The organism is Vibrio sp. QJM3NY_39, assembly GCF_057785895.1.
The window spans coordinates 554,385-569,366 of the sequence record NZ_CM173505.1 but is presented as its reverse complement, the minus strand read 5'-3'; the positions used below and the strand labels follow the sequence as shown (position 1 = coordinate 569,366).

The 14,982-nt window shown below is 44.6% G+C and carries 10 protein-coding genes; 3 read left to right on the top strand and 7 right to left on the bottom strand.

What is annotated here, in order from left to right; genetic code table 11:
* Positions 1-119 precede the first annotated feature (119 nt).
* From AC3CHU_RS02775 to AC3CHU_RS02765, 3 genes are all read left to right on the top strand, one after another.
* Positions 120-2,525 (top strand): glycoside hydrolase family 94 protein, encoded by a 2,406-nt coding sequence (locus tag AC3CHU_RS02775; protein WP_488525030.1) that lies wholly within the window; start codon positions 120-122, stop codon positions 2,523-2,525.
* Between the two features lie 74 nt (positions 2,526-2,599).
* Complete coding sequence (locus AC3CHU_RS02770) at positions 2,600-4,012, top strand: phosphoglucomutase/phosphomannomutase family protein (protein WP_004734524.1); 1,413 nt, start codon at positions 2,600-2,602, stop codon at positions 4,010-4,012.
* A 207-nt stretch (positions 4,013-4,219) separates the two neighbouring features.
* Positions 4,220-5,413, top strand: coding sequence for an ISL3 family transposase (locus tag AC3CHU_RS02765; RefSeq protein ID WP_488524348.1), 1,194 nt, complete (start codon positions 4,220-4,222; stop codon positions 5,411-5,413).
* Between the two features lie 51 nt (positions 5,414-5,464).
* Here the strand turns inward: AC3CHU_RS02765 and AC3CHU_RS02760 are convergent, their stop codons facing one another.
* From AC3CHU_RS02760 to acnB, 7 genes are all read right to left on the bottom strand, one after another.
* Positions 5,465-6,493 carry an ABC transporter ATP-binding protein gene (locus tag AC3CHU_RS02760; RefSeq protein ID WP_237291078.1) on the bottom strand — a complete coding sequence of 343 codons (1,029 nt, stop codon included), beginning with the start codon at positions 6,491-6,493 and terminating at the stop codon, positions 5,465-5,467.
* Positions 6,493-8,118, bottom strand: a complete 1,626-nt coding sequence (locus AC3CHU_RS02755; RefSeq protein ID WP_017084265.1) for an ABC transporter permease — start codon at positions 8,116-8,118, stop codon at positions 6,493-6,495. The genes AC3CHU_RS02760 and AC3CHU_RS02755 overlap by 1 nt, the downstream gene beginning before the upstream one ends.
* 245 nt (positions 8,119-8,363) lie before the next feature.
* Positions 8,364-9,377 carry a Fe(3+) ABC transporter substrate-binding protein gene (locus tag AC3CHU_RS02750; protein ID WP_017084266.1) on the bottom strand — a complete coding sequence of 338 codons (1,014 nt, stop codon included), beginning with the start codon at positions 9,375-9,377 and terminating at the stop codon, positions 8,364-8,366.
* A 297-nt stretch (positions 9,378-9,674) separates the two neighbouring features.
* The gene (locus tag AC3CHU_RS02745) at positions 9,675-10,904 is read right to left on the bottom strand and encodes an ammonium transporter (protein WP_017088370.1); all 1,230 of its coding nucleotides are present in this window, start codon (positions 10,902-10,904) and stop codon (positions 9,675-9,677) included.
* A 27-nt stretch (positions 10,905-10,931) separates the two neighbouring features.
* The gene (gene glnK / locus AC3CHU_RS02740) at positions 10,932-11,270 is read right to left on the bottom strand and encodes a P-II family nitrogen regulator (protein ID WP_004738200.1); all 339 of its coding nucleotides are present in this window, start codon (positions 11,268-11,270) and stop codon (positions 10,932-10,934) included.
* 259 nt (positions 11,271-11,529) lie between these two features.
* On the bottom strand, positions 11,530-11,898 hold the full coding sequence (locus AC3CHU_RS02735) for a YacL family protein (RefSeq protein ID WP_017088701.1): 369 nt from the start codon (positions 11,896-11,898) through the stop codon (positions 11,530-11,532).
* A 254-nt stretch (positions 11,899-12,152) separates the two neighbouring features.
* Positions 12,153-14,741: a bifunctional aconitate hydratase 2/2-methylisocitrate dehydratase gene (acnB, locus tag AC3CHU_RS02730; protein WP_171330451.1), complete on the bottom strand. Its 2,589-nt coding sequence runs from the start codon at positions 14,739-14,741 to the stop codon at positions 12,153-12,155.
* Positions 14,742-14,982 lie beyond the last annotated feature (241 nt).

Below are 14,982 nucleotides of genomic sequence, written 5' to 3'. Positions count from 1 at the left end.
AAAGCACACTCACACCGAGTGTCAGCTTAACCCTGATTAAGGTGTTCAGTCAGATAAGACTCAGCATCACTATTTAAAAATTAGCTGCATAGATGCAGTTTGTTAAAAAGGAAATGACAATGAAATACGGCTATTTCGATAACGACAATCGCGAATACGTCATCACTCGCCCTGATGTACCAGCACCATGGACCAACTACCTAGGTACTGAAAAGTTTTGTACCGTGATTTCGCACAATGCGGGTGGTTACTCGTTCTACAATTCTCCGGAATACAACCGTGTTACTAAGTTCCGTCCAAACGGTACATTCGACCGTCCAGGACACTATGTTTATCTGCGTGATGATGAGACAGGTGATTACTGGTCTATCTCTTGGCAGCCAGTGGCAAAAAGCCTAGATGAAGCGAACTACGAAGTTCGTCACGGCCTGTCATACTCAAAATTCAAGTGTGAATACGGCGGTATTACGGCAACTAAAACGCTATTCGTTCCTAAAGGTGAAGATGCGGAAGTTTGGGATGTCGTGCTGAAAAACAACACTGACAAGCCAAGAACGATCAGTACTTTCTCATTTGTTGAGTTCTCTTTCAGTCATATTCAATCAGATAACCAGAACCATCAGATGTCTCTGTACTCTGCGGGTACATCTTACCAAGAAGGTGTTCTGGAATACGACTTGTACTACAACACCAACGACTTTGAAGGCTTCTACTACCTAGCATCTACCTTCTCGCCAGACAGCTACGACGGACAACGTGACAACTTCCTTGGCATGTACCGTGACGAAGCAAACCCAATCGCGGTTGAAAATGGCAAGTGTTCTAACAGCGCTCAAACCTGTTACAACCACTGTGGTTCTCTGCATAAGCAATTTACAATTCAACCGGGTGAAGAGGTTCGCTTTGCGTACGTACTAGGTATCGGCAAAGGCAACGGTGAGCGCCTACGTGAGAAATACCAAGACACAGCCAACGTAGATGCGGCTTTCCAAGGCATCAAAGATCACTGGGATGAGCGCTGCAACAAGTTCCAAGTTAAGTCTCCAAACGAAGGCTTAGACACCATGATCAACACGTGGACGCTTTACCAAGCGGAAACCTGTGTGGTTTGGTCGCGCTTTGCATCCTTCATTGAAGTCGGTGGCCGTACTGGCCTTGGTTACCGTGATACTGCGCAAGACGCGATCTCAGTACCTCATGCCAACCCACAAATGACCAAGAAACGTATTATCGATCTGCTTCGTGGCCAAGTGAAAGCGGGCTACGGGCTACACTTGTTCGATCCTGACTGGTTCGATCCAGAGAAAGCCGACGTTGAGCCTTCAAAATCGCCAACGGTTGTTCCAACGCCTTCAGACGACGACAAGATCCACGGTATTGACGATACCTGTTCTGATGATCACTTGTGGATCGTACCAACCATCATCAAATACGTGATGGAAACCGGTGAGCACGACTTCTTTGACGAAGTAATTCCATACGCAGACGGCGGCGAAGCGACTGTTTACGAACACATGAAAGCCGCACTGAACTTCTCTGCTGAATACGTAGGGCAAACCGGTATCTGTAAAGGTCTTCGCGCAGACTGGAATGACTGTTTGAACCTAGGTGGTGGTGAATCTTCAATGGTTTCATTCCTACATTTCTGGGCGCTACAAGAATTTTTAGACCTAGCTAAGTTCCGTAATAACGATGCTGATGTCGCTAAATACACAGAAATGGCCGCTAACGTTCGCGAAGCGTGTGAAACACACCTATGGGATGACGAGGGTGGCTGGTACATCCGTGGTCTGACTAAAAATGGCGACAAGATCGGTACAGCTCAACAAGCTGAAGGTCGAGTTCACCTTGAGTCAAACACGCTAGCGGTTCTATCTGGCGCGGTATCTCAAGAACGCGGTGAGAAAGCGATGGACGCTGTCGATGAGAACCTTTTCTCTGAATACGGCCTACACCTAAACTCTCCATCGTTCGCAACACCAAACGATGATATCGGCTTTGTGACTCGCGTTTACCAAGGCGTTAAAGAGAACGGCGCTATCTTCTCTCACCCGAACCCATGGGCTTGGGTAGCAGAAGCGAAGCTAGGCCGTGGTGACCGTGCGATGAAATTCTACGACGCACTAAACCCATACAACCAAAATGACATGATTGAAACACGCTACGCAGAACCATACTCGTACGTGCAGTTCATCATGGGTAAAGACCACCAAGACCACGGCCGTGCAAACCACCCTTGGTTAACAGGTACGTCGGGTTGGGCTTACTTTGCGGTAACCAACTTCATTCTTGGTGTTCGCACAGGCTTTGAAGGTTTAACCGTAGATCCTTGTATCCCAACTGATTGGCCAGAATTCGAGGTAACTCGTCAATGGCGCGGTGCGACTTACAACATCAAAGTTCAAAACCCGAATTCAGTAAGTAAGGGCGTTGCTTCTATCACGATTAACGGTGAGCAGATTGAAGGCGTAATCCCAGTACAAGCAGAAGGCAGCGTGAACGAAGTTATCGTTGTACTCGGCTAATCACTTAATTTGATGAACAGCTCCTATCTCAAGTCTTTACTGGCTTGAGATAGTGAGACTAAAAGGATTTTCTAATGATTAAATTTGGTACTGGCGGCTGGCGCGCGTTTATTGGTGAAGAATTCACTAGAGAAAACGTCCGCTTAGTGGCACAAGCACTCTCTAACATCATCAATAATGAAGATGCAGCGAAAAACGGCTTCGTTATCGGCTATGACCGCCGCTTCCTTTCAGATAAAGCCGCGTGCTGGTTTGCTGAAGTATTGGCAGCCAACAACATCAAAGTGAGCTTTATCGACAAGTTCGTTCCGACTCCTATCGTGATGTTCCAAGCGAAAGAGATGGGATGTATTTACTCTGCGTGTATTACCGCTTCTCACAACCCAGCGGACTATAACGGTATAAAGATCTTCATTGAAGGTGGCCGTGATGCTGATGAGATCATCACAGAAAAGATCGAACAACAGATTTCGACCCTAACCAGTGAAGATGTTGTCAGAGTCGATTTTGAACAAGCATTGAATGACAAAGAAATTGAAATCATCAATCCGATGAACGCCTTTGTTGACTCGATCATTAACGCTATTGATATCGAATCGATTAAGAAAGCCAACCTAAAAGTACTGATTGACCCGATGTTTGGTGTGGCAAAAAACGCACTGCAAACCGTGTTAATCAGCGCTCGCTGTGATGTCGACGTGATCAACGATGGTAAGAACCCAGATTTCGGTGGTCTCATGCCATCTCCTAATGCCGCTACGCTCTACCGCTTGAAGCATTTGGTTGCAGCAGAAGGCTATGACATTGGTATTGGTACCGATGGCGATGCCGACCGTTTAGGCATCATCGATGAGAAAGGTCACTTCATTCACCCTAACGAAGTGTTACTGCTTCTTTACTACTACTTATTGGAATACAAAGGCTGGAAAGGCTCTGTCGTGCGTAACATCGCCACCACACATCTGCTCGACAAAGTAGCGGCAGATCATGGTGAGAAGAGCTTTGAGGTTCCTGTAGGCTTTAAGCATATCAGCTCTCAAATGGAAGCCGATGATTCACTAATTGGCGGTGAAAGCTCTGGCGGTTTAACCATTCGAGGTCACATCAAAGGTAAGGATGGCGTGTTCGCATCGAGCTTACTGGTTGAGATGATCAGTGTGACAGGTAAGAAACTCTCTGAGCTACTTGATGAAATCTACTCTAAGTATGGTTATGCGTATACGGCAGAAGGAGATTGCAAATTCAAACCTTCAGAGAAAGAAGCGCTCTACACCAAGATCTACGTAGAGAAACAACTGCCTGAATTTGAATACGAAATTGAAAAAGTCAGCTATGAAGATGGCGCTAAGGTGTACTTCAAGAATGGCGGCTGGGTGATTGCTCGTTTCTCAGGAACTGAGCCATTGCTACGAATCTTCGCTGAAATGGAAGATAAAGACACTGCAGAACATGTTCTTCAAAAAGTGAAAGACTTCCTCTCTCTATAGGCTTATAGAGCGCAGCAGTCTTGTATGGGACTTAACAAATCACTGCCTTGTTAACCCCTATAGATGAAGAGCTTTTGCCCAGTACTTTCGATTAAAGTGCTGGGCTTTTTTAGGTTCATCGCGGATTAGCGGGAACTAAAAACAAAAACGGTAGTAAGTGATATGGTTTAGTCGCCAAACAAAAATCATACACAAACTACCGTTTCTATGCCGAATCATACTTTCCTATCTTCATTCTGGGAAGGCTTTCAAATAGTAAAGTCTCTCCAGACTGCATCACTTATTACCCTGACTCTTAAACCTAGCTCTGAGGCTAAATGCCTTTGTGGTCTTGAGGCCGAGGCTATCCATGAGTATCAATGGCGTCACGTAAAGGATGCCATGTTGCTCGGTGTGCCTGTTGAACTTTCCGTTCAAACTCGAAGGATTAAGTGTCGTGACTGCGGCATAAAAACAGAATCTCTCTCTTGGTTAGAGCCTTATGCTCGTATAACAAAGCGCCTAAAAAGCTATATAGAACAACTGCTACCCCTGCTTCCCATTAAGCATATATCCCAAATTACGGGCGTTCATTGGCACACCATTAAAGAAATAGATAAACGCCGACTTCGACAAGTGGTGCCGCCAGTGAAATGGGGTGAGCTAAAGCAGCTCGTGATGGATGAGTTCGCCATCTTTAAAGGGCATCGATATGCCACCGTCATCGCTGATGCGAAGACTCATCAAGTCATTTGGGTTGGATTAGGCCGCAGCCGCAAGGACATACGGCCGTTCTTCGAGCAGCTAGGCGAGAATGGGGTAAATATCGAAGCAGTAGCGATGGACATGAATACGGCTTTTGACCTTGAAGTTCAAGCGCACTGCCCGAACGCAAAAATCGTTTACGACTTATTCCATGTTGTTGCTAAGTTCGGTCGCGAGGTGATGGATAGAGTCAGAGTCGACCAAGCCAACAAACTCAAGCAAGATAAAAAAGCGAGGCAATGGGTGAAGCGCTCACGGTGGGTACTGCTGAAAAATAGAGGCAACTTAAATACACGTCAAGATAGCTATCTTACTGAAATATTGAATATCAATAAGGACTTAATGACCACTTATATACTCGGAGCCCAACTCAAAGAGCTTTGGTATTGTGAATCCGAAGGGCACGCGAAGGGGCTCTGGGACACGTGGTGGGAACAAGTGCAAGAGAGTGGAATTAAGCCATTGAAAGAGTTCGCACGAAAACTGAGTCCTTATCTTCACGGCATTATCGCATCGGCAAGTTATCCGTTGAACACCTGCACACTGGAAGGGATAAACAACAAGATAAAGTTAATCAAGCGAATGGGGTATGGGTATCGAGATACAGACTACTTCTTCTTGAAGATAAAAGCGGCTTTCCCCGGAAAGCCGCGATGAACCCTTTTTTATGGTTCATCACGAATTATCGGTACTATGAGTTGTACCTAATTAGAAAGCCAATACGCCTTTGGTATCCACTTTTACGTTGACCGGCATACCAACTTCAAGCGCTTCTGACGAGGTTGCCAATAGCTTTTGACCGTGTGCTTCAATAACATAACGGCAGTGGTCGCCCATAAATTGCTGTTCTAGCACTGAAATAGCACTGTCTTGTTCATAACTAGCTTGAATATGCTGTGGTCTTAAAAGAAGCTCACACGCACTGCCGAATTCAATCTCCGTTTGTGGTTTAGCTTCAACCATACCCAAGCTGGTTTCAAACTCCAGCTCTGAAATACGCTGTGCATTGAGGTAACTGCCGCCGCCCAAAAAGTCTGCAACAAACTTACTCGAAGGGTGGAAATAAAGCTCCGATGCCGAACCATACTGTTCAATCACACCATGGTTCATTACTGCCATCTTATCTGCAAACGCGAACGCCTCTTCACGACTGTGAGTCACAAAAATAGCCGTCACACCCTGCTTCTTAAATATTTTACGAATCTGAGAGATCAACTCATGGCGAACCTGAGTATCGATATTTGAGAAAGGTTCATCCAATAACAATAAATCTGGCTTGTATGCTAAAGAACGAGCAATCGCTACGCGCTGCTGTTGACCACCAGAAAGTTGATGTGGGTATCGGTCACCGAATTCATCTAAATGAACCAGCTCCAACATCTCTTGGACTTTCTCTTTCTTTTGCTGATCAGAGAGATCTTTAAGGCCAAAACCGACATTCTGGTTTACCGTCAGGTGCGGAAACAGGGCGTAATCTTGGAAAATCATACCGATGTTTCGTTGCTCTGGTGGCAACCAATTATCACCATCATCAATGGTTTGACAGTTCAAGCTCATGATTCCGCTACTTAATGGAAGCAGCCCTGCAACCGCCTTAAGCAAAGTCGTTTTTCCGCAGCCACTGGCACCAAGAAGACAAACGATTTCACCATGCTCAACTTCTAACGAGAGCGATTCCAAGATGGTTTGCGACTCATATTTACAAGTCAGATCTTTAATTGATAATGCACAACTCATTAGTGTTTCTGCTCCAAAGAACGGTTGACGATGATCAGAGGAATTAAACCCACCAACACCAATAATACAGCAGGCATTGCCGCCAACTCTAGGTGCTCATCTGAGGCATAGTTATAAACATAGGTCGCCAATGTTTCGAAGTTGAAAGGACGTAACAGCAATGCCGCATTTAGCTCTTTCATTGATTCGATAAACACCAGTAAACCTGCAATCAACGCGCCGCGTTTAATCAAAGGTAAATGAACACGACGTAACATCTGGTTGGTATTACAACCCATGGTTTTAGAAGCCATATCCAATGAAGGCGATACTTTACTCAAGCTACTTTCGATACTGCCGATCGCCACTGCCGAAAAACGCACGACCATTGCAAAGATAAGCGCAAACATGGAACCAGAGAAGATCAAACCAGGTCGTCCCCACTCCATCACTTTAGCGATGTCATTGACCAAGTGATCCATAAACAACACGGGTACCATCACGCCAATCGCTAACACGGTGCCTGGAACGGCATAGCCCATCGAAGCAATACGCATGTAAGCCTGATTTTTCTTACTTGGGCTAACACGTTGATTAAAATTCACAATCATCGCAATGATAACGCCAATAATCGCCGCGACGACTGACACATAAAGGCTGTTAACCGCATACTCTCTGAATTCAGGTGTCCAGCTTTGCGCAAAGTATTTGTAGGCATAGATCATCAACTGACCGAGAGGAAACAAGAATGCAACGCACACTAATCCCCAACACCAGAACAGTGCCAACCATTTTTTCCAACCGGACAAGTCGTAGCGAAAGTCTTCACGACTGCTGAATTGATTCTGGAACAGTTTCTGTTTACGACGGCTATAGCGCTCTGAACTCAACAGTAGGATCACGATAACCAGCATAATTGCCGATATTTTCGCTGCAGCCGTTAAACTTGAGTAACCTAACCAGGTATCGTAAACCGCTGTCGTTAAGGTGTTGACTGCAAAGTAACTCACGGTACCAAAGTCACCGATGGTTTCCATTGCGACAAGCGATAGACCTACCGCCATAGAAGGACGAACAAGCGGTAAAGAAATACGACGAAAGCTTTCCCAAGGTGAACATTTTAGCAACCGAGCGGATTGCAATAAGGAGACGTTTTGCTCCATAAAGGCCGCGCGGCACAACAAGTAAACATACGGGTAAAGAACGAGGGACAGAACAATAATGGCGCCCGATAACGTTCTAATATCCGGGAACCAATACTCACCGGGTCCCCACCCAGTCAGATCTCGCAGTAACACTTGAACAGGGCCTGCAAAGTCGAACCAATCGGTAAAGATATACCCGACAATATAGCCTGGCATAGCTAATGGCAGTACCAGTGCCCACTGTAAAACACGCTCACCCGGCACACGGCACATTGCCATAATCCAAGCAGACGGAATACCAAAAACTAAAGACAGGAACATGGTTCCTATGACTAAAACCACCGTATTGTAAGCATAGGTGGGCATCACTGTGGACATCAGATGAGAAAATAGCTCATCTGTTTCTCCAACAGCCGTCGTAAAAATCGCTAAGATCGGTAAAACCAGCAATACTGCAATAATGCCGCTACTGGTGTTCCATAAATAATTCTTTTCTTTCATCGCCTAACTACAACGAGGCTTAATGAAACACAAATGCATTTGCAAATACATCTCATATCCTTTTAATGGTGGGGTTATTTATACCCATATACTGTAACGACTTCAAGGTGAGATGCTAATAACTCAAGGGATCAACGACGAGCTTTGTATCAAAAAGTGATTTTCCAAAAACAAACAACCCCAAGTGACCGAAAATGGCGACTTGAGGTTGTCATTTTACTTGGGCCGAAGCCTACAGTAATAAATTAAAGATCGAACTTAACTTCATCTAATAGCTTGATTGCTGCTGCGTGGTGGTCAGCGATCTGGTCTAGAGAAATTGTATCAGCTTTGAATTCACCCCATGAAGCAACAAGCTCAGAAGGTTTAACGTCTGCTTTCACTGGGTACTCGTAGTTCACTTCTGCGTACATGCTTTGTGCTGTGTTACCAGATAGGAATTCCATTAGCTTAACGGCATTCTCTTCATTTGGAGAGTATTTAGCCATTGCCATACCAGAGATATTCACGTGAGTACCTGTTGTCTCTTGGTTAGGGAAGTTAATGTAAACAGCATCAGCCCAAGCTTTTTGCTCTTTATCGTTAACCATCTTACCTAGGTAGTAGCTGTTGCCAAGAGCAACATCACATAGACCTTCTTTAATCGCTTTAACTTGTGCGCGATCGTTACCTTGAGGCTTACGTGCTAGGTTTGCTTTTACGCCTTCGAGCCACTCTTTCGTTTCAGCTTCACCTTTGTGAGCGATCATCGAAGATACTAGAGAAACATTGTATGGGTGCTTACCGCTACGAGTACAGATTTTGCCTTTAAATTCAGGCTTAGTTAGATCTTCGTAAGTAAACTCTTCACCTAGACGACCAACACGATCACGTGAAGAATAAACGCTACGTGTACGAGTTGTTAGAGCAAACCACTCGTTAGCAGTATCTTGGTACTGAGCAGGGATGTTCTTTTCAAGTACATCACTTTCAACAGATTGAACTAGACCTTGTTTAGTGAGTTCAGATAAACGACTGATATCAACAGTTAATACAACGTCAGCTGGGCTGTACTCACCCTCTTGAGCTAACTTCTCTGCTAAACCTTTTTTAGCAAACTTAACGTTTACTTTAATGCCAGTCTCTTTCGTGAATTCCTTGAACATAGGCTCAACTAGGAAAGGTTGACGGTAAGAGTATACGTTCACTTCTTCCGCAGCCATTGCTGTCGGGGCAATCACACTACACGCTAGAGCTGAAAGTGTTAGCAGTTTTTTCATTGTAAAATCCTTTATATCGAAATGATAATCTATATCAGTTGCGTTATTATATTCATCAGTAACATAATTACAATGATGTCCGACAAAAAATTCGTCTGCTCAGCACCATCAAGCTCGCACTTTTGTAACAATGTATTTCAGAGGATATTCATATCATCTCCTATCCAAAATACTCGCTCACTCTCTCTTGAGAGATCATTGTTGCTTAGACATAAATAACAAGAAACCCCATAACCAATGGTTATGGGGTTTCTTAAACTAGCTTACTCTTTATCTACATTAAGCTTTATTCTTTGATTACTTTACTGATACAAATTCAGGGTAAGCGCCAACACCACAATCATGCATGTCCATGCCTTCCAATTCTTCATCTTCAGTTACACGGATACCAATTGTTGCTTTAAGCACTGCCCATACCGCTAGGCTAGCTCCGAATACCCATGCAAAGATTACTGCTGCACCCAATAGTTGAGCACCAAACGTTGCATCCGCATTGCTTAGAGGCACAGCCATTAGACCGAAGAAGCCACATACACCGTGAACTGAGATAGCACCCACTGGATCATCAATCTTCACTTTATCTAGAGCAATGATGCTGAATACAACCAAGGCACCAGATACCGAACCAATCGCTACAGAAAATAAAGGTGATGGTGATAGAGGGTCTGCAGTGATTGCTACTAGGCCAGCTAACGCACCGTTAAGAATCATTGTTAAGTCTGCTTTACCCCAAGTTGTTTTACATACTAGTAATGCTGCGATTGCACCTGCTGCTGCTGCTGCGTTGGTGTTAAGGAAGATCTGACCAACCGCTGTCGCGTTTTCAAAATCTGAAACCATTAGCTGAGAACCGCCGTTGAAGCCGAACCAACCAAACCATAAGATGAATGTACCTAATGTTGCTAACGGCATGTTTGAACCAGGGATTGGGTAAATTTCACCATTTTTACCGTATTTACCTCGACGAGCACCGAGTAACAATACGCCAGCAAGCGCAGCCGAAGCACCAGCCATATGCACGATACCTGAACCTGCGAAATCACTGAAGCCTGCTTCTGATAGGAAGCCACCACCCCAAGTCCAGTAACCTTCCATTGGGTAAATAAACGCTGTTAGAACCACAGAGAAGATAAGGAATGACCAAAGCTTCATACGCTCAGCCACTGCGCCCGAAACGACCGACATTGCCGTTGCAACGAACACAACTTGGAAAAAGAAGTCAGATTCTAGTGAATGGTCTGCGCCTTCACCTTGAGTACCAATTAAAGTACCAAATGAAGGCAACCAACCACCTTCACCGTTATCTACGTACATAATGTTGTAGCCAACCACTAAGAAAGTCGTACAAGCAATAGCGTATAAACAGATGTTCTTAGTTAAGATTTCTGTGGTGTTCTTTGAACGAACTAGGCCAGCTTCAAGCATTGCGAAGCCTGCTGCCATCCACATGACCAACGCACCTGAAATGAGGAAGAAAAAAGTGTCTAGTGCGTAACGTAGTTCCATTACTGTTGTAGTAAGTTCCATATTAAAGTCTCCAGTCCTTGTAATTCTTTAAAGTGCTTCAGCATCCATTTCACCAGTACGAATACGTACGGCTTGGCTTAGGTCATACACAAAAATTTTGCCATCACCGATTTTTCCGGTATGTGCTGCTTGGCTAATCGCTTCAACAACTCGGTCAACGTTTTCAGCTTGGGTAGCAATCTCTAGCTTCACTTTTGGTAGAAAATCCACTTGGTACTCCGCACCACGATACAATTCAGTGTGTCCCTTCTGACGACCAAAACCTTTCACTTCAGAAACTGTCATACCTTCAATACCCACATCAGAGAGCGCTTCGCGTACATCGTCTAATTTGAATGGCTTAACAATGGCATTTATTAATTTCATATTCGTTCCTTAAATTCTTCACTTAATCCGTTAATTCTCTTATTACAATCCAAGTAGCGTGCCAAAATGTTAAGTTATTGATTTTAAATAATATGTAAATGATAAGGTCATAAAAACGAAAAAGGCCGCACCAATATGGTGCGGCCTTTTCACTATCTTAATGCGTTGCGCTATTGTTGCTCCAGTTTTGGGCAACCAAGCCTTCAAAGCTCTAAATGACTCAAGAATAGGGGCTAACTAGCGTGTAGAAAGTTAGACCTTAATAGCCTAGAAAGTCCATCCAGCGTTCGATAAGTCGCTCGAAATCATCGATTCCACAGCTTGCTTGGCTTTCACAGTTATAGAAGTCGAATTCACTGCCCTCTTCCATCTCTTGCTCATGCGCTAACACGTTTTCCTGAATCGTTACGTCATCTTCATTGATAGCAAGGCTGATCTCTTTGCCAAGCAGCGTCACTTCATTACTCAGATCCTGTCGAGATTGTTCAATCAACGCCATCACATGATCCAGTTTCTGCTTATCTTTCCCGATCTCTTCTTGAAGCCAGCGGCCAACAATCTCATGGCCCATGCTGCATTTCACATAGTATTCACCCATTAGAGTGTTTCTAGTAAATTCGAATTCCATAAGGCTCCAAAGTTCTAATAAAAAGAAGGTTCAATAAATAGGTAGTAGCAAAAATGAGGCGAGAGTATATAGCTAAGTCTACGAGAGATCGAGTGTGTTTAATGCTGCACTAAACCACCAAGAACAAATCACCAAGAACAAACCACCAGCAACGCGCATAAACAAAAACGCCCTCTCACAAAGAGAAGGCGTTTTGTTAGCAGCGAGTGCTTTACTGCAGCGCAGTCGGCACTTTATCGCACTCCATTAACCGCTTACGCAGGCTCTTGGAAGATAACCGTGTCTGCTTTATCCGTGTACTGACCCATTTTATGGAAGTTCAAGTAACGGTAAGTATCGGCAGCGGTTGCATTAATCTTCTCGGCGTACGCTAAGTACTCTTCTTTAGTTGGGATACGACCAAGAATCGCACCAACTGCAGAAAGCTCGGCAGAAGCTAGATAAACGTTCGCACCATTACCCAAACGGTTCGGGAAGTTACGAGTAGACGTCGACATTACTGTCGAAGCGTCAGCAACACGAGCTTGGTTACCCATACATAATGAACAACCCGGAGTTTCAATACGAACCCCAGCACGACCGAAGATGCCGTAGTAGCCTTCTTCTGTCAGTTGGTCTTTATCCATCTTCGTTGGCGGAGCAACCCATAGGCGAGTATTTAGTGAGCCGTTAAACTCTTCTAACATCTTACCTGCAGCGCGGAAGTGACCGATGTTGGTCATACAAGAACCGATAAACACTTCTTGAATCTCAGTGCCTTGAACGTCAGAAAGAAGACGAGCATCATCTGGATCGTTTGGTGCACATAGGATTGGCTGATCGATGTCAGCAAGGTCAATCTCGATAACATGAGCGTATTCAGCATCTGAATCAGCAGAAAGCAACTCAGGGTTCGCTAGCCACTCTTCCATTGCCGTAATACGACGCTCAATAGTACGAACATCACCGTAACCTTCAGCAATCATCCACTTAAGCATAACGACGTTCGAGTTCAGGTACTCTTCGATAGACTCTTGAGAAAGCTTAACAGTACAACCAGCAGCAGAACGCTCCGCAGATGCATCTGAAAGTTCAAATGCTTGCTCAACAGACAGGTGGTCAACACCTTCAATTTCTAGTACACGACCAGAGAATTCATTGATCTTACCGGCTTTTTCAACAGTCAGTAGGCCTTGCTTGATACCGTAAAGAGGAATTGCATGTACAAGGTCACGTAGCGTGATACCCGGCTGCATTTCGCCTTTAAAGCGAACCAAGATTGATTCTGGCATATCAAGAGGCATAACACCTGTTGCTGCAGCAAATGCTACTAAACCAGAACCTGCAGGGAACGAGATACCTAGAGGGAAACGAGTATGTGAGTCACCACCTGTACCAACAGTATCAGGCAGAAGCATACGGTTTAGCCATGAGTGGATAACACCATCACCCGGACGAAGTGAAACACCCGCACGGTTCATGATGAAATCAGGCAGTGTATGGTGAGTGTTTACATCAACTGGTTTCGGGTATGCAGATGTGTGACAGAAAGACTGCATCACAAGATCCGCAGAGAAACCAAGACAAGCTAGATCTTTCAGCTCATCACGTGTCATAGGACCCGTAGTATCTTGAGAGCCTACTGTTGTCATTTTAGGTTCGCAGTACTGACCCGCACGCACACCTTCAACACCACACGCTTTACCTACCATCTTCTGAGCTAACGTGTAGCCTTTATCAGAAGCAGAAGGATCGATTGGTTTAGCAAACAGATCGGTTTCAGCTAGGCCTAGAGCATCACGAGCACGGCCCGTTAAGCCACGACCAATGATCAGTGGAATACGACCACCAGCACGTACTTCATCTAGAAGTACTTTGCCTAGCTCAAAGCTTGAGATATCTGCACCGTCTTTACGAACAACACCTTCATAAGGATAGATATCAATCACATCACCCATGTTCATGTCTTGTACGTTCAGCTCAATTGGTAGTGCGCCTGAGTCTTCCATTGTGTTGTAGAAGATCGGAGCAATTTTACCACCAAGACAAACACCGCCAGTACGCTTGTTCGGTACGAATGGGATATCTTCACCCATGAACCAAAGTACTGAGTTTGTCGCTGATTTACGTGAAGAACCAGTACCAACAACATCACCAACGTAAGCCAGTGGAATGCCGTCTTTTTGCATTTCTTCAATTTGAGTAATTGGACCAACGTTACCCTGCTCATCAGGAGTAATACCATCACGTTCCATCTTCAGCATCGCTTTTGCGTGTACTGGGATATCAGGACGTGACCATGCATCTGGCGCTGGAGATAAGTCATCGGTGTTCGTTTCACCAGTGACTTTAAATACTTTAACGGTAATTTTTTCCGCTACTTTGTCTTTAGCTGTAAACCACTCAGCATCAGCCCAAGATTGAAGCACTTGTTGTGCTGAAGCATTACCTGCTTTTGCTTTTTCTTCTACATCGTAGAATGCGTCAAACATCAGTAGAGTATGAGAAAGCGCTTTAACAGCGATAGGAGCAAGCTCTGCATCATCCAGCAAAGAAACTAGAGATTCGATGTTGTAACCACCTTGCATTGTGCCAAGTAGTTCCGCAGCTTTTGCTTTGCTTACTAGTGGAGATTCAACTTCACCTTTAGTGATAGCTGTTAGGAAGCCCGCTTTAACGTAAGCAGCTTCATCTACACCTGGTGGAATTCGGTTTTCTAGTAGGTCAAGAAGGTATTCTTCTTCACCTTGAGGTGGGTTCTTTAGAAGTTCAACTAGGCCAGCGACTTGCTCAGCATCTAGTGGTCTTGGAACAACTCCCTCGGCAGCACGTTCTTCGACGTGTTTACGGTAGGCTTCAAGCACGACTTTTTTCCTCTCATTGCGGTTCACTTCTTATCTTCATAATTATTAGTAAAATAAAGAAGTGAACATCCTTGGAAACTTGGCTCTCCATTGCCATTTTTGTCATTCAATTTGTATTGATGAGCGGCATCATAGAGGCCAAACTGTGGGCGGTAGAATAGCAAATTTAACGTTAAATTAAAATCTTATCATTTTGACCAACATAGCAAGTTAAGACGAAAGTCCTACGATTTTTGCCTAT